This is a genomic window from Aggregatibacter segnis (assembly GCF_003130075.1).
Taxonomy (GTDB): Bacteria; Pseudomonadota; Gammaproteobacteria; order Enterobacterales; family Pasteurellaceae; genus Aggregatibacter; species Aggregatibacter segnis_A.
On record NZ_NRCW01000002.1, the window covers coordinates 282,519 to 300,343 of the forward strand.

16 protein-coding genes and 1 tRNA gene are annotated in these 17,825 nt (G+C 42.4%); 3 read left to right on the plus strand and 14 right to left on the minus strand.

Translation table 11 applies throughout. The features are described 5' to 3' along the window. Window positions 1-40: 40 nt before the first annotated feature. Window positions 41-2,212 carry a TonB-dependent receptor gene (locus DK415_RS03230; protein ID WP_109432442.1) on the plus strand — a complete coding sequence of 724 codons (2,172 nt, stop codon included), beginning with the start codon at window positions 41-43 and terminating at the stop codon, window positions 2,210-2,212. Window positions 2,213-2,684: 472 nt separating this feature from the next. Here DK415_RS03230 and rpsI read toward each other — a convergent pair whose 3' ends face one another. The 10 genes from rpsI to DK415_RS03280 all read right to left on the minus strand — a co-directional run bounded on the left by rpsI (window position 2,685) and on the right by DK415_RS03280 (window position 14,619). After that, window positions 2,685-3,077: a 30S ribosomal protein S9 gene (gene rpsI / locus DK415_RS03235; RefSeq protein ID WP_006718334.1), complete on the minus strand. Its 393-nt coding sequence runs from the start codon at window positions 3,075-3,077 to the stop codon at window positions 2,685-2,687. A 17-nt stretch (window positions 3,078-3,094) separates the two neighbouring features. Beyond that, complete coding sequence (rplM, locus tag DK415_RS03240) at window positions 3,095-3,523, minus strand: 50S ribosomal protein L13 (RefSeq protein ID WP_006718336.1); 429 nt, start codon at window positions 3,521-3,523, stop codon at window positions 3,095-3,097. Window positions 3,524-3,765: 242 nt separating this feature from the next. Continuing rightward, window positions 3,766-4,362, minus strand: coding sequence for a class I SAM-dependent methyltransferase (locus DK415_RS03245; protein WP_109432443.1), 597 nt, complete (start codon window positions 4,360-4,362; stop codon window positions 3,766-3,768). Window positions 4,363-4,372: 10 nt separating this feature from the next. Next, a complete protein-coding gene (recD, locus tag DK415_RS03250) occupies window positions 4,373-6,352 on the minus strand; it encodes an exodeoxyribonuclease V subunit alpha (RefSeq protein WP_109432444.1) in 1,980 nt (659 codons plus the stop codon). Then, window positions 6,352-10,002, minus strand: a complete 3,651-nt coding sequence (gene recB / locus DK415_RS03255; RefSeq protein WP_109432445.1) for an exodeoxyribonuclease V subunit beta — start codon at window positions 10,000-10,002, stop codon at window positions 6,352-6,354. Before recB ends, recD begins: the two co-directional genes overlap by 1 nt. Window positions 10,003-10,071: 69 nt before the next feature. After that, complete coding sequence (locus DK415_RS03260) at window positions 10,072-10,428, minus strand: DsrE/DsrF/TusD sulfur relay family protein (RefSeq protein ID WP_109432541.1); 357 nt, start codon at window positions 10,426-10,428, stop codon at window positions 10,072-10,074. 5 nt (window positions 10,429-10,433) lie between these two features. Next, window positions 10,434-11,744 (minus strand): NCS2 family permease, encoded by a 1,311-nt coding sequence (locus tag DK415_RS03265; protein WP_109432446.1) that lies wholly within the window; start codon window positions 11,742-11,744, stop codon window positions 10,434-10,436. Between the two features lie 157 nt (window positions 11,745-11,901). Then, window positions 11,902-11,978: transfer RNA gene (locus tag DK415_RS03270), tRNA-Val, on the minus strand. 183 nt (window positions 11,979-12,161) lie between these two features. Continuing rightward, entirely contained in the window at window positions 12,162-12,692 is a 531-nt protein-coding gene (gene fabA / locus DK415_RS03275) for a bifunctional 3-hydroxydecanoyl-ACP dehydratase/trans-2-decenoyl-ACP isomerase (protein ID WP_006718349.1), read from the minus strand. A gap of 142 nt (window positions 12,693-12,834) precedes the next feature. Continuing rightward, window positions 12,835-14,619, minus strand: coding sequence for an AAA family ATPase (locus tag DK415_RS03280; protein WP_109432447.1), 1,785 nt, complete (start codon window positions 14,617-14,619; stop codon window positions 12,835-12,837). 145 nt (window positions 14,620-14,764) lie between these two features. On the opposite strand from DK415_RS03280, the gene matP reads away from it, so the two are divergent. Further along, window positions 14,765-15,211 carry a macrodomain Ter protein MatP gene (gene matP / locus DK415_RS03285; RefSeq protein WP_109432448.1) on the plus strand — a complete coding sequence of 149 codons (447 nt, stop codon included), beginning with the start codon at window positions 14,765-14,767 and terminating at the stop codon, window positions 15,209-15,211. A gap of 59 nt (window positions 15,212-15,270) precedes the next feature. On the opposite strand, the gene cspD is transcribed toward matP, so the two are convergent. The 4 genes from cspD to DK415_RS03305 form a co-directional block, all read right to left on the minus strand. Further along, window positions 15,271-15,480, minus strand: coding sequence for a cold shock domain-containing protein CspD (gene cspD, locus DK415_RS03290; protein ID WP_109128629.1), 210 nt, complete (start codon window positions 15,478-15,480; stop codon window positions 15,271-15,273). Between the two features lie 204 nt (window positions 15,481-15,684). Continuing rightward, window positions 15,685-15,849, minus strand: a complete 165-nt coding sequence (locus tag DK415_RS03295; protein ID WP_109432449.1) for a YoaH family protein — start codon at window positions 15,847-15,849, stop codon at window positions 15,685-15,687. A gap of 52 nt (window positions 15,850-15,901) precedes the next feature. Continuing rightward, a complete protein-coding gene (gene truC / locus DK415_RS03300) occupies window positions 15,902-16,615 on the minus strand; it encodes a tRNA pseudouridine(65) synthase TruC (RefSeq protein ID WP_109432450.1) in 714 nt (237 codons plus the stop codon). Next, the gene (locus tag DK415_RS03305) at window positions 16,612-16,926 is read right to left on the minus strand and encodes a YqcC family protein (protein WP_109432451.1); all 315 of its coding nucleotides are present in this window, start codon (window positions 16,924-16,926) and stop codon (window positions 16,612-16,614) included. Before DK415_RS03305 ends, truC begins: the two co-directional genes overlap by 4 nt. 108 nt (window positions 16,927-17,034) lie before the next feature. Between DK415_RS03305 and DK415_RS03310 the strand changes: the two genes are divergently transcribed. Continuing rightward, the gene (locus tag DK415_RS03310; protein WP_109432452.1) at window positions 17,035-17,817 is read left to right on the plus strand and encodes a Zn-ribbon-containing protein; all 783 of its coding nucleotides are present in this window, start codon (window positions 17,035-17,037) and stop codon (window positions 17,815-17,817) included. The last annotated feature ends 8 nt before the right edge of the window (window positions 17,818-17,825 follow it).

The following is a 17,825-nucleotide window of genomic DNA, read 5'->3' on the forward strand; positions in this document are numbered from 1 at the left end:
TGACGACTACGCAATTTAACTTTTATTTAGGAGCATTTTTATGCAAAAAACCTTTATGTGCACCACGATCGCAAGTGCAGTGCTTTTTGCGCTTAATTTCGCTTATGCGCAAGAATCAACCCAAAGCGAACAATTGGAGGCGATCGAAATCAGTGCGGACGCTTCCTATGACGGCTTAAGCAAAGAATTTGCCGGCGGACAGGTTGCCGCCGGAAGCCGTGTCGGTATTTTAGGCAACAAAGCCAATTTGGAAAATCCGTACTCGACGACCAGCTACACCAATAAATTCATTCAGGACAAACAAGCCCGCAGCGTGGCGGACGTGCTCAAAAACGATCCGACCGTTCGGGTGGCGCGCGGCTTTGGTAATTTTCAGGAAGCCTATTTTATGCGCGGTTTCATTACCAACTCCGATGACATTTTATATAACGGCTTATACGGCTTATTACCGCGCCAATATATCGCCTCCGAAATGTTCGAGCGGGTTGATGTGCAACGCGGCGCGTCGGCATTCTTAAACGGCATGGCGCCGGGAGGCGGCTCTATCGGCGGCACGATTGCCTTAATGCCGAAACGTGCACCGCAAGAAGATTTAAACCGTTTAAACATCGGTTACAGTTCCAGTGAACGCACCAACGTCGGCGCGGATATTTCCCGTCGTTTTGGTGATAACAAAGAATTCGGCGTGCGTTTAAATGTGGCGCATACGGAAGGCGAAAGCGAAATTGATCACGACAATGCGCGTAATACCATGTTCCACCTCGGCTTGGACTGGAAAGGTGAACAAGCTCGCGTATCCGCCGACTTAGGCTATCAAAAAAATAATCTGAGCGGCACACGCCCAAGCATCACCTTATCCGGTGTCAGCAGCGTACCGGCGGCACCAAAAGCCACCTCAAACTGGGCGCAACGCTGGACTTATTCCGACGAACGCGACGTATTCGGTACCGTGCGGGCGGAATATGATTTCCTACCGAACTTAACCGGCTATGCCGCTTACGGTTTCCGCGACGGTAAAGAAGAAAACGTATTAGCCAACCTTACCGTACGAGACGTAAACGGTGACGGCACGGAATATCGTTTTGACAATGCGCGTCGCAATATTATCCATACTGGCGAAGTGGGCGTAAAAGGTTCCTTTGCAACCGGTGCGGTAGATCATGGAGTTGTGCTTGCCGCTAATCGTTATCAGGAAAAACGCAAAAATGCCTATGTCATGGACTGGCAGAATACTTTTGCCACCAATTTATATCGTCCGACTTACATTAACGGCATTAGCTATTCCGCCAATGCGCTAAAAGGTAACGATCTTGCTTCGCCGGCATTGACCGACCGCGTTGTCTTAAACAGCGTGGCGCTTGCCGATACGCTATCGTTCTTGGATAAAACTTTACAAGTTACCCTTGGCGCACGTTGGCAACAGCTTTATACGCAAAACTTCGCTTATAATACCGGCGCGTTGAATCAACGTTATAAAGAAGTGCACGTCAGCCCAAGCCTCGGCGTAGTTTACCGTTTCACGCCGGAAATATCCGCGTATGCTAACTATATTGAAAGTTTGGCGCAAGGCGAAACCGCACCGTCAACCGCACGCAACCAAGGTGATATGCTCAGCCCGTACGTTTCCAAACAGAAAGAAATTGGCGTGAAATATGAATCGCAAAGCGGTTTCGGCGCAAGTTTAGCCTTGTTCTCAACGGAAAAACCGCGCGGTTATGTAGATGAAAATCTGATTTTCAGCGAAAAAGGGAAAGATCGTCACAACGGCGCTGAAATCAATGTGTACGGTCAAGTAACCGACAATGTACGCTTGTTAGGCGGCGCCACTTTCTTACACGCTAAACAACGCAACACTGGTTCTGCCGATACGGACGGCAAATACACTATCGGCGTACCGAAATTCCAAGCCAACCTCGGCGCAGAATGGGACGTTCCGGCATTGCAAGGTTTAACCTTAGAATCTCGCCTGACTTACACCGGATCCAGCTACGCCAATGCGCAAAACACGCTTAAAGTGGGCGACTGGACGCGCGTGGATGTCGGCGCACGCTATATCGTGATGTTGGGCAACACGCCGGTAACCTTGCGCGCCCGCATTGACAATTTGGCGAATAAAAAATACTGGGAATCCGCCGGCGGCTATCCGGGTCAAGGCTACCTTGTATCCGGCGCACCGCGCACATTCTCATTCAACGCGTCATTTGATTTCTAAGCAAAAGGGTCGGTTAAAACCGACCCTTATTATTTTTATCAAATGAAGGAATGTTGAAAAAAACGTTGGAAAAACCCACCACACTTTTTATTCCAGCTTGGCGTTGAGATAAGTGACTACTTTTCTCAATTCAATCTTTTTGATTGTATTCGCCGTAAAATCAGTAGAGACAAAGACAAAAAACCTTTTTCACTTAAACTTTATGCAGCTTAGGCATAAAAATAGCCTAGGCGTGACGGGAAGTCATTATGTACAACAAGACTGAGCTTGATCCCCATTGTACTTCTTAATTTCCCTTGTGTACTTTGTTTGATCCCCAATGGACTATAAGAAATCCCCACTAAAAACGGGAGGTTCAACCTCGTAAAATCATTTATCCATGCTTAAAGTTACGCCTTCTTAATTGCTTGGAACGACATAAAAAAATGGCAACCTTTTTCGGTTGCCATTTTTGTAAAACGAAAATAAAAAATTAACGTTTGGAGTATTGTGGACGACGACGTGCTTTGTGTAAACCCACTTTTTTACGTTCAACGCGACGTGCGTCACGAGTGACGAAGCCTGCTGCACGAAGTGCTGGGCGTAGGGTTTCATCGTATTCCATCAATGCACGGGTAATACCATGACGGATTGCACCCGCTTGACCGGAAATACCACCACCTTTAACAGTGATGTATAGGTCTAATTTATCAGTTAATTCAACCAATTCTAACGGTTGACGAACTACCATGCGAGCAGTTTCGCGACCGAAATAAACGTCTAATTCGCGTTGGTTGATAACAATCTTACCATTGCCCGGTTTGATAAATACACGAGCTGAAGAGCTTTTGCGGCGACCTGTGCCGTAGTTTTGATTCTCTGCCATATCCTAAAACCTCGTGATTAAATATCTAATACTTGTGGTTGTTGTGCAGCGTGTTGGTGTTCAGCACCTGCGTACACTTTTAATTTACGGAACATTGCGCGGCCTAATGGACCTTTTGGCAACATACCTTTAACCGCAATTTCAATCACTGCTTCAGGACGGCGTGCGATCATTTCTTTGAAAGTCGCTTGTTTGATACCGCCTACATAGCCTGTGTGCCAGTAGTAAATTTTATCGCTGTCTTTGTTACCGGTTACAGCAACTTTGTCCGCGTTGATAACGATGATGTAATCACCTGTGTCAACGTGCGGAGTATATTCAGCTTTATGTTTACCACGAAGACGACGCGCTAATTCAGTCGCCAAACGACCTAAAGTTTTACCTGTCGCATCTACTACATACCAGTCGCGTTTAACCGTTTCTGGTTTTGCTACAAAAGTTTTCATTAATTAATTACCAATATAATAATATTAATACCCAGTGCTTAAAAAAGCACAACCAGTTATCTTAATCTTCACCCCTTCGAGTGCGATCTCGACAAAATTAATGTGCGGTGGGAATCCGCAGCATTTACAGGGTCGGACGATTATACAGAAAATTTCAGCGAAAAGCTAACGGTTTTACAGGAAAAATAGGATAAATTTTGACCGCACTTTGTCTTTTTGTTCTTCACCGTCAAATAAAAAATCTAGGGTTTGCGCCCTAAAAGACAAATCACGGAACTGGCGCCAACATGACGGCTGCCTTCATTCATTTCTCGCACATCATGCTCTGCCAATAGCCATTCCAGCCCCAATAATGCTTGTTGCATCTCCGCTAAGGTGCCGAGCATTTCAACGTGACTAGGCCCGCCGGTGCCATAACGAAGTTGATCAGGATGATAAAAGACGCCGGCAAACAAGCCGCCCGGTTGCAAGGCATTCACAATACGTTGCATGATTTGGGTTCGTTCTGGTTCCATAAAATGACAAAAAACAGACGTAATCACGGCATAATGCGCCGTGGGCATTGTCATTTCGGCAATATTTGCCAATCTCGTTGTGAATGGCACCTGATAACGATGTGCTAACGCTTGCGCTTTTCGCAATCCCACTTGAGAGAGATCCACGCCCTCCGTTTCTAATCCGTGACGGGCTAAAAAGATGCCATTACGCCCTTCTCCCGTGGCAAGATCTAAGGCTCTTCCCGAGGTTGGCAAGTAAGGCTGAATTCTGGCGATAAACTCATTGGGTTCCGTGCCGAAAATGTATTCTTCCGTTTGATAACGCTCATCCCATTTTGTCATGTATTTTCCTTTATTCTTCTAATAACTGCCCTAATCCGCTCTGGCGTTGCACCGGATTTTTCACCGCACTTTCCCACACACTTTGCAATGCAAACACCGTGAGGAAATCTTTAGTGCGGGTGATTCCCGTGTAAACCAGCTCTTTGGATAAAACCGGGCTATTCTCCAACGGTAAAATCAGGAACGTATGTGGAAATTCGGAGCCTTGAGATTTATGCACGGTCATGACAAAGGCAGTCTCATGATTCGGCACACGGCTTGCCAGCACCGTTTTGTAGCTATTTTGTCCTTGTTCAAACCACACGCGCCCATGGCCTAAATAAATGCCGATGTCGCCGTTATACAAGCCGACACCGCTGTCATTTTGCGTCACCATAATCGGCTTGCCGATATACCATTCCCGTTCCTGATGAAATTGCAACAACCGTTTTTGACGCAATTTTTCCGCGATAGCCAAATTTAACTGCTCGACACCAAACTCCCCTACGCGTAATGCGGTTAAAAAACGGATATGATTAAACGCAGCAAAAATTGACCGCACTTTATCTTCCTGAAGAACGCCATCGGACGGAATTTGTTGCAAATAGCGCGCGTATTCTTCCGCAGCACGATCGACAATCAATTTCACACAAGCTTTACGCTGTTGCACGTCGTCTTTATTACTCAAATAATGCGCAAAATCCGTTAAGTACACACCACAATGCTTATCTTGATGTTGCTGATATTGTTGCAATAACTGCCAACTCTTCACCGCATTGCCTAAATTCACGGTCGTTGCCAACTCACCCACTTCCGGATTCGCCCCAAAACGGCGACTGACTTGTAAATAACAAATACTGTCGCTAATGGCGTTTATCTTATCTTCTGATGGCAATGTCATCCCTGTTGTTGCCTGTAAATATTGCGCCATCGACGAGCTGTATGTCGGTTTTGCCGCATTCACAAAACGCCCTAATTCGCCCAAAATAGCACCGGCTTCTACGGAAGCAAGTTGGTCTTTATCACCCAACAAAATCAGTTTGGTTTCCGGTTTGAGGGCATTAAGTAATTTAGCCATTAAGGTGAGATCGATCATGGACGCCTCATCCACCACCAACACATCTAACGGCAATGGATTCTCGGCGTGATAACGGGTTTCTTCACTGAAAAAACGCACACCAAGCAAACGATGGATCGTTTCTGCGTTCATCGGAATGTGCAAATTTTCGATGATTTCCCGCTTACTTGGTTCCTGTGCAAATATCTGTTTTAAACGTTCCACGGCATCCACAATAGATTCCGTTAAACGCGCTGCGGCTTTACCTGTTGGCGCAACCAATTTAATACGTAAGCCGTTTTGATGCAGTTCTTGCAAGGTTAAAAGCAACTTGGTTACGGTTGTTGTTTTCCCCGTTCCCGGCCCGCCGGTAATTAAACAAAAACGCTGACGTAACGCCATGGCAACAGCGATTTTCTGCCAATCAATGCCCTGCTCTTCCTGAAAATAGCGATCGAGAATCGAGGCAATTTGTGTGAGTTGTCCCTTTGAAAAAACAGGCTCAAAACAGACCGCACTTTTGAAGTAATCGGCAATTCGAAATTCGTCCTGCCAAACACGGTAAAAATACAAGCAATTAAACTGCAACACCAAAGGCGCGATTTGCTGTAATGGCGAATCAGTAAAGGCGATGTGTTGTACCTTTTGCAAGGTAGATTGCCATTGTGAAATCGGCAAATAATCAATTTTTTGCTGAATTTCTGTCAAATAAATACGTTCGTTGAAATAATCCTGTAAACCGAATAAATCCTGTTCAGTGGCTTGGTTCAACAAAAGACAGGTGTTGCCTTGACGGTAATTAAAATTACACAATGCCGCTATCAGTACCGCCAAGTTTTGCACAGATGGCGCATAATTAAACGGTTGCTGTTTACGATGAATAAACTCGGCAAAATAATAGTCGGCGGCGTTAATAATGCCTTTTTCTTTGAGTTGAGATAATAAAGTTAACATCAGAACAAATTCTCCAAGGCTTGAATTAACGCATAATCCGGTTTATCAAAAAACACACCGTCCTGATTTTCCCCGTTCATGCCGCGTAAAAAACAATAAAACACACCGCCAAAATGGGTTTCGTAGTGATAGTTTGCATCACGTTGTTGCAAATAACGATGTAGTGCCAATGTGTAAAATAAATATTGCCAGTCGTAATGGTTTGCCAGCATGGCTTGCTCAAGGCTTTTGCCAACGTAATTTTGCGGCTCGACACCCAGGAAATTCGATTTGTAATCTACCAAATAATATTTACCGTTATGGCAGAAAACCAAATCCATAAAACCGCGTAACATACCTTTAATCGCATCAAATTGCAGCGCTTCCGATGGTAAATGGTGATGTTTTTGCAACGCGCGATTAAATGCCGGCACATCAAATACCCGATTGAGTTTTAAATAAAACTGCATTTCTTTGACGCATTGATGGCGAGACAAATTGCTCAGCTTTAACGTTGAATCATCCGCACTTAATGGCGTATCTAAAATAGCCTTCATCCATTGTTGTAAGGATGGCAACCACGTTTCATCTAACTGTAGCCATTGGCAGAGTTTTTCTACCTTGTCTTCGCTTAACGGTTGGCTAAAATCATATTTTTCTAAGAAACGGTGCAACGCTGTACCGATTTTAATCCCGTGCGGGAAATCGAAAGGCGAATAACCGAAAGGATAGGCAGATTCATGACTAGCGCTTTCAAGCATTGTTTCTGTTGCTTGTTCATTAAAATCGTAATCTTTGCCACCATCAAAAACAGGTTCAAAAGCGACCGCACTTTCTGCCGCCAGTTGTTCTTTATAGTATTTTTTATTTTGATGAATTGCCTCAATGGCACTGAAACTGGTCACCGTCCAGTTTTGTTCAATATGACCGGTAAATGTTGCCGCGTTTAATGGCACTTGAGTCTCCGACTGCATTAGTGCATCTAGCGCTTTTAATGCCGTGGTTTCAGAAATCTGCATACTTCCCTCTGAGGCATCATGAACCAACTTTCTCAATAACGGTAAGCTATCGTAGGCTGTCGGCTTCTCATTCGTTTGAATTTCCCCTTGAGTGAGCACATATAACAAGGCACTCCACTTTTCCTCAAAGGTTTTCGGTACACCGATATTCAACTGATATTTCGCTCGGGTCAGCGCCACATAGAGTAAACGAAGTTGTTCGGCAAAATCCTCTTGTTTTACATCCTTCTCATGAGAACTATCAATATCCCACAGCACCGCCTTCCACTCTTGGTCATAATAAGTAGAAATGTGTTCAGGCCTAAATTTGGAGGCATAACCAATAAACGGCAACCAAACTAAATCGTATTCCAACCCTTTGGATTTATGAATCGTAACAATTTTGACCAACTGCAACTCGCTTTCTAACCGCACTTGTTGTTCATTTTGACGATCTTCCCCTTGAATTTGCTTTTCAAACCAACGTAACAATGCGGCTTCACTTTCGTTCAACGTTGCGGCTTCTTGCAATAATTCCGCTAAATGCAATAAATCCGTCACCAGGCGTTTACCATCCACAGTGGGATACAATTTTTCAGTGATTTTTTCTTGTAGGAACAACTGGTGCAACATCACCAATACACCTTGTTTTTGCCAGGTTTTTTGATAATGAATAAATTTTTCTACCCAATATTCCCAACGGCTTTCGTCTAAACGAATACGCTGAATATCTGCAGCCGTTTGCGAAAAAATCGCCGTTGCAACAGCATTTAAAATATTGCGTTCGGAAAACGGATTAAGACAGGCCCGTAAAATCAACAACAGATCCTTTGCTGCTTTACTATCAAACACATTGCTATTTTCTGACAAATACACGGAGGCAATGCCAAGGCGACGTAATTCGTTTTTCACCAAATCAGCTTCTTTGCGACTACGCACCAATACGGCAATACTTTCCGGTTTTAACGTTTTTTCGACGCCTTTTTCATCGGAACGAAAATCAGCGTTATTTTCCACCGCACTTTGCAACCAATGTTGGATAGAAATGGCACAGGCTTTTGCCATATTCTCTTTTACAGAGGATTCATCCACATAAAACCGCACGGCAGGTTCCACTTCACCGTTTAACCAAAATTTCGGATGATCGTCTTTAGATTCAACCGGCAAGAATGGAATCTTTTCATATAAAAACGGAGGCGGTTCGTGAAAATCAAACAAGTGATTGACACATTGCACAACATCTTGGTGAGAGCGGTAATTTTTTCCTAGATTGAAACGGTACTGTGCTTCATCAGCCGCTTTAAAGTAAGTAAAAATGTCTGCGCCACGGAATTTATAAATCGCCTGCTTTGGGTCGCCGATCATAATAAAGCCGTTATCAGTCACCGGTTCTAATCGCTGTGGCTCTACATACACCTTAGAAAAAATCTGATACTGCACCGCATCCGTATCTTGAAATTCATCAATCATGGCAAACGGGTATTGATAACGAATCAACTGCGCAAATTCAGTATTATTCGGATGACACAAAGCCTCTTTTAACAAGCGCAATAAATCATGAAAACTTTTTTCGCTATGGTTGAGTTTGTATTCTGCTAATTGGGTATTCAACACTTTCAAAAAATGGAACATTAGGGCTTTAACGAAAGAAACCTTCCATTGATGTAATTCATCAATTTCCTCAAATACTACATGAGTTAAAAATTCTTCACATTTACTTCCCGCCTGCTTATTTATTTCGCTTTGGCTAAAATTTTTTAAACAATTGGGTTGAGGAGACTCTGGTTCTTCAGCCCATTTGTCAATCAACGTAAACCATTTAGATTTATGGTCTTTTCTAAAACTATTAGGATTAATTTTTTTGTAGTCTTTTGGGATTGCTTTTTGAAGTTCGGCATCAATCAAATCACTAATTTCTTGAGATTTGTCTTTCCATAAATTTTTTAATCTTTGCTCTTTATCTTCTATGTCATAAAAATAATCATCAATTTTTGAAAGAAATTCCTCGGAAGATCCATCAAAAAAGTGCGGTCGTTTTTCCGGGAGCTTTAATTCTTTTCCAGCAAATTTTTTAATGTTTTTAACGATATTGTTTGGCGAAACCAAATTCTTCTGAATAAACTCGGCAACCGCATAAGGCTGTGAATAAAAATGCTCACGCCAAATTTTTTGCGCCAAGCGCAACAACAGCTCGTCTTCTTCGCCAGTCAATTCTAGATTGAAATGAACGCCTGAATTGAAGGCGTATTGCATCAGCATTCGGCGACAGAAACCATGAATGGTATAAATCGCTGCCAAATCCATATTTTGTTCCGCCAAAGTCAGGCGTTGAATGGCAAGCGATAAATCAGTGATGCTAGCAACCAATTCGCGTAAAAAATCATCCTGTCCAAATACTGCCGAATCCTGTGTCTGCTGATAAGCCGTCAATTTTTGTTTGGCATCGTAAATACGTTCTCGAATTTTGCGTTTCAGCTCCTCTGTCGCCATTTCGGTAAAGGTCACTACCAAAATTTGCTCGACGTTCAACGCATAGGGAAACGTATTTTCCCCTGCCTGTAATAATAGGCGCAAATAAAGGGAACCCATGGTATAGGTTTTGCCCGTACCGGCAGAGGCTTCAATTAGACTAACAGCATTTAACGGGATAGAAATCGGATTGAGTTGTTGCATGGTTAAGATTACGCGAATGAAAAATTTTGAATAAAATAAGGGCGGAACCGAATCCGCCCAATACGCTCGTTAGAAATTAACGACTTTATCTGCCCATATCGTCCATTTGGAAACATCGTCTAAGGTGCCGCGAGTAACGCCGTCAATTAATTTGGCTTCAAATAAACCGCGCGCTTTGGTACAACTTGTGCAAAGTTTAACTTCCGCACCTTGAGCTACCAAAATTTCCATCACTTGTTGTACGTTAGAACCTTCATTTGGGTGCTGACCAGCAATGCCGCTTAACACCGAATCACCAAAACAGAACACTTTAATTTCAACTTCCTTGCCATGTTCTTCCTGCAAATTCACGGCTAAACGCAATGCGTTGAAGCTTTTTTCTGTGCCATATGGCGATTCATTTAAAATAAAAAGAAGTTTTTGCATCATCATTAACCTACCCAGATAAATTTAATTAAGAATAATAAAGAAACCACCCAAACCGGTGCGTTAACTTCGCGCCAACGCCCTGTTCCGAGTTTCATCACACAATAGCTGATGAAGCCAAAAGCGATTCCTTCTGTGATGGAGTATGTAAATGGCATCATCGCCGCGGTAATAAAGGCAGGAGTCGCTTCTGTTAAGTCGTCCCATTGCACTTTAATTAAGCTGGATGCCATCAAAATACCCACATAAACCAATGCACCCGCAGTGGCATAAGCAGGCACCATGCCGGCCAATGGTGAGAAGAAAATCGTCAGTAAAAACAATAACCCTACAACAACCGCCGTCATACCGGTACGTCCACCGACAGACACGCCTGCACCACTTTCAATGTAAGTACTGATCGCAGAAGTACCGATATAAGATCCGACAACGGCGCTTGCACTATCAACATATAAGGCTTGTTTCATTTTCGGAAAACGCCCTTTTTCATCGCTGAACCCGGCTTTGTCTGTGACACCGAGCAAGGTGCCGGAAGAGTCAAATAAGTTCACTAATAAGAAAGAGAAGATGATGCCAATAAGTGCCGTATCCAAGGCACCGGCAATATCCACTTGGCCAACCACTTGAGTTAATGCCGGCGGCATGGAAACGATGCCATGGAACATCACGCTTTCGTCAAAATACAATGCAAGTGCGGTCACCGTGGCGATAGAAATTAACACGCCGGAATAAATATTGCGTGCTGCCAACACCACGATAATAAAGAAACCAAGGATACCCAATAACACTTGCGGACTGTGTAGATCGCCTAAAGCCACTAAGGTTGCCGGATTTGCAACCACCAGCCCCATATTTTTGAAACCGATTAAGGCGATAAAGAAACCGATACCGGCACCAATGCCTACCCGCAAACTGAGCGGAATAGATGCCATCAGCCAATAACGAATTTGGAAAATGGTTAATAGCAATAAGCCGACAGAACCCCAGAAAATGGTGCCCATCCCTACTTGCCAAGAATAGCCAAGTTTACCGACCACTACATAAGCAAAGAAGGCATTCAAGCCCATTGCCGGCGCTAACGCGATAGGCAAGTTACTGAATAACCCCATGGCAATCGTACCGAAGCCTGCGATTAAACAAGTGGTAACAAAAACAACTTGCTTATCCATACCCGCATCCCCCAATACCGATGGGTTCACGAAAACGATATACACCATGGTGAAAAAAGTGGTGATTCCGGCAATAATTTCCGTTTGGGAGGAGGTTCCTTTTTCTTTTAATTTAAAGAATTGTTGTAGAAAAGATTGATTTTTCATTGTAATTTCCAATCAGAGACAAAATAAAAACGATGAAAAACAAGGTTATAAGAAAGGTGTTTTTCCCGCTGATTCTAGCAAAAGATCAGAAAGACTGCGACGGGTTTAGAAAAATAAAAAATGAGATGATAACGAAGAAAAATAGAGGAAGAAAAGATGGTGCGACTGGCTGGACTCGAACCAGTGACCCCCACCATGTCAAGGTGGTGCTCTAACCAACTGAGCTACAGTCGCAGTGAAAAGTGCGCTAATAATAGCTACCTTTTTAGGCTAAAACAAGTTTTTTATTTGATTGCATGGATGACTGCAAAAAAATTAACCAATTCATTATAAAGATAAAAACATTGCAAAAACAAACCGCACTTTCCTTGCTAGAAAAGTGCGGTCAAAAATTTCAGTGTTTTTAGAAATGGTGAATTAGAAACTTGACGTATCTTGGAAAAGACCAACTTTCAAATCGGTTGCGGTGTAGATCACACGACCATCCACTTCCACTTCGCCGTCTGCCATGCCCATGACTAATTTACGGTTAATCACACGTTTCATGTTGATACGATAAACGACTTTTTTCGCACTTGGTAGGATTTGCCCAGTAAATTTCACTTCGCCAACGCCTAAAGCACGTCCTTTGCCTTTGCCACCAACCCAACCAAGGAAGAAGCCAACTAATTGCCACATAGCATCTAAGCCTAAGCAACCTGGCATCACCGGATCGCCGATGAAGTGACACGCAAAGAAAGGTAAATCAGGATGAATATCTAATTCAGCTTCAATATAGCCTTTGCCAAAAGTACCGCCATCTTCGGTCATTTTTACAATACGATCCATCATTAACATGGTCGGAGCCGGTAATTGCGGGCCTTCTTTGCCAAACAATTCGCCACGTCCAGAAGCCAATAAATCTTCGTAAGTGTAACTGTCTTTAATGTTTGGAGTACAAGTGTTCATTATTAATCATCCTATAAAATATGGTTAAACAACGTAATGTTGAATGCGGGTTGGATTCTAGCAAAGCATTCCGTCATTTAAAATAGCTAACACTTGTACGCCAAACTTGTCCGATCAGTTAATTTTTGATGGCTATTTTGATTTAGCGATTTTTTCTCCCGAAGAACAGATCCCATAAACCTAATTTATGAGATTGCTGGTCAGAATATTGATCAATACGTTGGTGAATCAAACGAGATAACGGCAAGGAATCAAAATCGTAAGTTTTATTTTCTTGTTCCACCAAATCCCGCTGCAACAAAATCTCACAGGCTTGATCCACCGTCTCTACTAGGTAAATAAAAAACTCCTGATTTTTCACTGCACTGACTACCGCCTCCGACAAACTGAGCTGATTTAGCACCGCACTTGGAATCATCACGCCTTGCTTACCTGTGAGTCCACGACGTTGGCAAATGGTAAAGAAACCTTCAATTTTATCATTCACACCGCCCACAGCATGGACTAATCCAAATTGATCGATTGCGCCGGTAATGGCAATAGATTGCGGCAATGGCAAAGAAGACAAGGCACTTAATAAGACGCAAAAACTCGCCAAAGAGGCACTATCGCCATCAATTTCACCATAAGATTGCTCGAATACTAAAGAAGCGGAAAAAGGCAACTGTGACGGCAATTCAAGAACATTGGCCAAGCAGGCTTCCGCAATCATAATGCCTTTGCTGTGAATGTTACCTGCCAATTCGTTTTTACGCTCCACATCCACAATTTCGCCATCACCAAATTGCACGATACAACTAATTCGCGAAGGCTCACCGAAAGACAATGGCGTGCCCGGATATTCAATGACCGACAGACCGTTAATCTGCCCGACCATCTCGCCTTCAGTCGCGACATAAATTTGTTCCTGTAAAATGCCATCGTAAGTTTGCTCGCGCAAAAAACCAAATTGTGCCGTTTTATGTTGAAAATAACGTTCAAAATCCACCGCGCTGAGTGGATTAGATTCCGCTAAAAGTGCGGTCTCTGTGAGCATCATTTTTAATTTAAGTGGCGATACATTAATTAAATGGCGATTTTCACTATCACGCACCAATAATTGATACAGTTTATTAAAACCGCTTAAATCCAACCCTGGTAACTGATTTTGTTGTGCAACCCATTGCACATAACGCATCCATTGCTGTTGTTGCTCTGCTGTTTCTACGCTGCAATAGCTTTCAATTTCCGCATAATCTGCTAAATGATAGAGTTCTTCTTCCAACTCTTCTAAAGCCGCTAATTCCGTGCGATTACCTAGCACAATCACTTTCAATGACAAAGGGTAACTCGGAATATCGCAAGGCAATGTTTTAAATGGATGTGCCGAATACCAATCAAACATACCGGTCGTTAAAATCTGTTTCAAACGTTGCCATAAATCAAATTGTGCCAATAATGCGCTCGCAGTCACAATCAGCACGCCGTTATTCAGCTGGTGAACCAATCCGGCGTGAAGTTGAATATCATGAGAAGATGCGTGCACTTTAAGCGAACCGAACAACTGGAACTGATCAAAATATAACGCCGTAGCAGCGCTTTTTTTGGCTGCAAAATTATCTTCTAGCGATTGTGCAGGCTCAGCATAAACACGCGGAAAAGAGAAAGAATCCCCTTGTTCTACGTGATATTGCACACCATACACGCCCATTTCAGGTTGGTGTTTTTGAATAAAACCTTCCAATAAAGAGGCATATTCCGCTTGATCATCCGCTTTCAGCACCAATAAAGTGCGGTGTGAATTTCGAATGAAATGCCGAACGGCTTTACTGGCACGAGGCTGTAAAGCAAAAAAATCCTGAGGTTGTGAAGGAATGTCGGTCACCGTCAATTCCGGACGTAAGGCCTGCCAAGGCAATGTAGTATTAGATAAAGAAGATAAAGTCACATTAATCTCTGTGTTGTCTATTTAATTTGCGCGCATTATCGCACATTTCTTCCCGTCTTTCTTCGCATCGCTTAAAAATCTGCTAGAAAAACACCTATAAACAGCGTATAGTGACAGAGTTACCACGTCACTAAATAGAATTCTTATGAAATATCAAAAGTTAGAAAACCAAGAAGCTCACTGGAAATGGGTGTATTTAACAAAGAAAGCCCGTGAAGGTGAAAATGTTACACGCTATACAGAAAAAAGTTTGCAAGAAGACATTGTTAAACAACTCATCGGTTGCCAAAACTATCCGCAAAAAATTGAAGAATGGATAAAAGCGCATTTAGCCCCTGAATTGGTGATTAAAATGGACCAAGCCATTCGTGCCAGAAGAAAGCGCTTCTTCAACGGTGAAAAACAATCTACAAAGAAAAAATCCATTGATTTGGAATATGCGGTTTGGCTTCGTTTATCAAAATATTCCCGCAAAATGAAAATGACGCTCTCGGAAACAATTATGTATATGATTGATGAACGAGAGAAAAAAGCATTATATGAAAATCAAATGTCGGCAATGAAAGCCGGATTAAAAGATTTACTCAAATAAAAAAAGACAAGTCCAATTGGGCTTGTCTTTATTTCAATGACTAAATAAGGAAATCTTTATTATTCTGCTACCGGAATAATTTTTGTTGCGTGTGAACCTTTGTCACCGTGAATCACTTCAAACTGAACTTTTTGTCCCGCTTTTAATGAGCGATATCCATCCATTTCGATCACAGAATAATGTGCAAAAATATCGGTATCACTGCCTTCTGCAGAAATAAAGCCAAATCCTTTTGCATTATTAAACCATTTAACAACACCAACTTCCATAATTTAAACCTCTTATGGTTTTTGTCCTTTTAGAACTACGTTTACTTCAATAAGACAATTGCCCTATCACCTTGATATGTTGGCATTTATATTTAAATAAATTTCCCTATCACGCAATAACAAAAGTTTCAAAATCAAACCGAGATCACAAAAAATAACAAAAATTAATCAGCAAAATCCCTTCAGCTTTTATAATTTCTCATTTTATTCATTTTTATTTTGTTTTTGTGTATTTTGTTCTCGTAACTGTTTTGCCACTAAGGCAATGGCTTCACCACTTCCTACACCTTGCGACATTAATTCTTGAATTTTTTCAACGGCACGTTGTTGCTGTTCGTGAGTTAAATTAAGTAAATCATTCTCTAACATTTTCTATCCTTTATTATTTACATAAAAGTGCGGTCGTTTTTTTACGTATTTTTTACCATTGAAAAATCTGCATTAAATTTTGCCATTGCTCATCTAACCCTGCCTGAAGCGTTATTGGCTGTTGCGTGACCGGATGAACAAAAGTTAATTTTTCCGCATGTAACATTAAACGAGAACACCCCGTGTGCTCTGTCAAAGCTCGATTTTGGTGTAAATCGCCGTACTGCGTATCACCTAAAATCGGATGAAAAATATGTTTCATATGACGACGAAGCTGATGTTTACGCCCGGTTTTCGGTATTAAGCGAACCAATGAATAACGAGAAGTGGCATAGCGCCCTACGCCATAAGGCATTTCAACGGTTTTCAATCCATTGTAAAACGTCACCGCACTTTGAGGTTCTTTATCCTGTTGAGCAAATTTATCAGCAATTTTATCCAATTGAACTTTCAACGGATAATCAATTTCGCCCTGCCCTGTCACATAACCACGAACCACGGCCAAATATTCTTTTTCCGTTTGTTTTTGCTCAAATTGATGGCATAACAAATTTGCTGTTTCACTGTTTAACGCAAATAATAACACACCGGATGTTGGTCTATCTAAGCGATGTATGGGATAAACTAATTGTCCGATCTGATCGCGTAAGGTTTGCATCACAAATTGAGTTTCATGACGATCCAACCAGCTACGATGAACCAACATACCTGCCGGTTTATTCACCGCCACTATATGCTCGTCTTGATATAAAATCTCTAGCGTCATTGTTGTTGCAGCAATTCTTCGATTTCAATGATCGGGCGTAGTAATTCCGCCAAATACGCCTCTTCTTTTAGCGCTTCTTCCAAATAAGGGCTGATCGCGATTTGGCTTGGCAACGGTGCCTGGCTTTCCAAAAGTGCATACATGCGCGGAATAAAAATCCATTGCAGCCATTCTGTCGGACTCATGGCATCTAACGCAAAAGGCTGATCGCTCAAAAACGCCTCTTCTTGTGGCGGCATCGTTTGCCACAACGCTAAACGCTCCATAATTTGCTGTAAATTTTGTAAATGTAATCGGGTTTGTTGATACATAAAAAAGACCTCGTAAAAAACGGCTCATTGTAGAAGATTTCGCGTTTTTGCGCCAGCCATGGCAAATTTAGTGTAAAATTCGCCCTTTCAACTTTAGCGTTACCGTCTATGTATCTAATCGAAGCCTTTTTCTCTCTACAAACCGAGCAATTTTCCTTGGAAAAACAAAGTCATTGCGTGAATCAAATAATTGAACAATGGCGCTACAATGGGCAAATTATCGGACGTGAAATTCCACAATTTGTCGCCCAACAGGAAAATCAAACGGGGTTAGCCGTACGCGTTACCTGCCCGGAACAAACCTCCCTTTTAGCGGAATTTAATAATTTCTCGGTGGATAAAGCCATGCAGGCAGCAGAAAAGTGCGGTGTGTTTTTTGAGAGTTTTCAGATTGTGGCAGAAGATCTCAATTCAGAAATCACTGCGACAGAACCACCTTCTTGGCAACTGCTCTACACCACTTATTTGCAATCTTGCTCGCCGCTACAAAGCGGTAATACTTTGCAGCCGATTCCATTGTATAAACAACTAAAAAACATACCGCACTTGGCGATGGATTTGATTAAATGGCAGGAAAATTGGCAAGCTTGCGATCAGTTGCAAATGAATGGTTCTGTGTTAGAAGAATCCGCCTTGGCACAAATTACCGACACAAAAAGCACGTTGTTTAAGCATGGCTATCATTTAGCACAGGAAATTGCGCGCCACAGCGGCATTCCTACTTACTATTATTTGTATCGTATTGGTGGGGAAAACCGCGAGGCAGAATTGCAATCTTGCTGCCCGTTGTGTAAACGAAACTGGACATTAAGCCAACCGCTTTTTGACTTCCTCTATTTTAAATGTGATCATTGCCGCCTCGTTTCAAATCTCTCATGGCATTGGCAATAAGGAAAACT

Coding starts and splice junctions, on each gene's coding strand:
- truC (WP_109432450.1), bottom strand. CDS start 16,615: ATGACGCTAGAGATTTTATATCAAGACGAGCATATAGTGGCGGTGAAT.
- cspD (WP_109128629.1), bottom strand. CDS start 15,480: ATGGAAGTTGGTGTTGTTAAATGGTTTAATAATGCAAAAGGATTTGGC.
- recB (WP_109432445.1), bottom strand. CDS start 10,002: ATGCAACAACTCAATCCGATTTCTATCCCGTTAAATGCTGTTAGTCTA.
- DK415_RS03265 (WP_109432446.1), bottom strand. CDS start 11,744: ATGAAAAATCAATCTTTTCTACAACAATTCTTTAAATTAAAAGAAAAA.
- DK415_RS03305 (WP_109432451.1), bottom strand. CDS start 16,926: ATGTATCAACAAACCCGATTACATTTACAAAATTTACAGCAAATTATG.
- DK415_RS03245 (WP_109432443.1), bottom strand. CDS start 4,362: ATGACAAAATGGGATGAGCGTTATCAAACGGAAGAATACATTTTCGGC.
- matP (WP_109432448.1), top strand. CDS start 14,765: ATGAAATATCAAAAGTTAGAAAACCAAGAAGCTCACTGGAAATGGGTG.
- DK415_RS03260 (WP_109432541.1), bottom strand. CDS start 10,428: ATGCAAAAACTTCTTTTTATTTTAAATGAATCGCCATATGGCACAGAA.
- DK415_RS03310 (WP_109432452.1), top strand. CDS start 17,035: ATGTATCTAATCGAAGCCTTTTTCTCTCTACAAACCGAGCAATTTTCC.
- fabA (WP_006718349.1), bottom strand. CDS start 12,692: ATGAACACTTGTACTCCAAACATTAAAGACAGTTACACTTACGAAGAT.
- recD (WP_109432444.1), bottom strand. CDS start 6,352: ATGTTAACTTTATTATCTCAACTCAAAGAAAAAGGCATTATTAACGCC.
- DK415_RS03230 (WP_109432442.1), top strand. CDS start 41: ATGCAAAAAACCTTTATGTGCACCACGATCGCAAGTGCAGTGCTTTTT.
- rplM (WP_006718336.1), bottom strand. CDS start 3,523: ATGAAAACTTTTGTAGCAAAACCAGAAACGGTTAAACGCGACTGGTAT.
- rpsI (WP_006718334.1), bottom strand. CDS start 3,077: ATGGCAGAGAATCAAAACTACGGCACAGGTCGCCGCAAAAGCTCTTCA.
- DK415_RS03295 (WP_109432449.1), bottom strand. CDS start 15,849: ATGTTAGAGAATGATTTACTTAATTTAACTCACGAACAGCAACAACGT.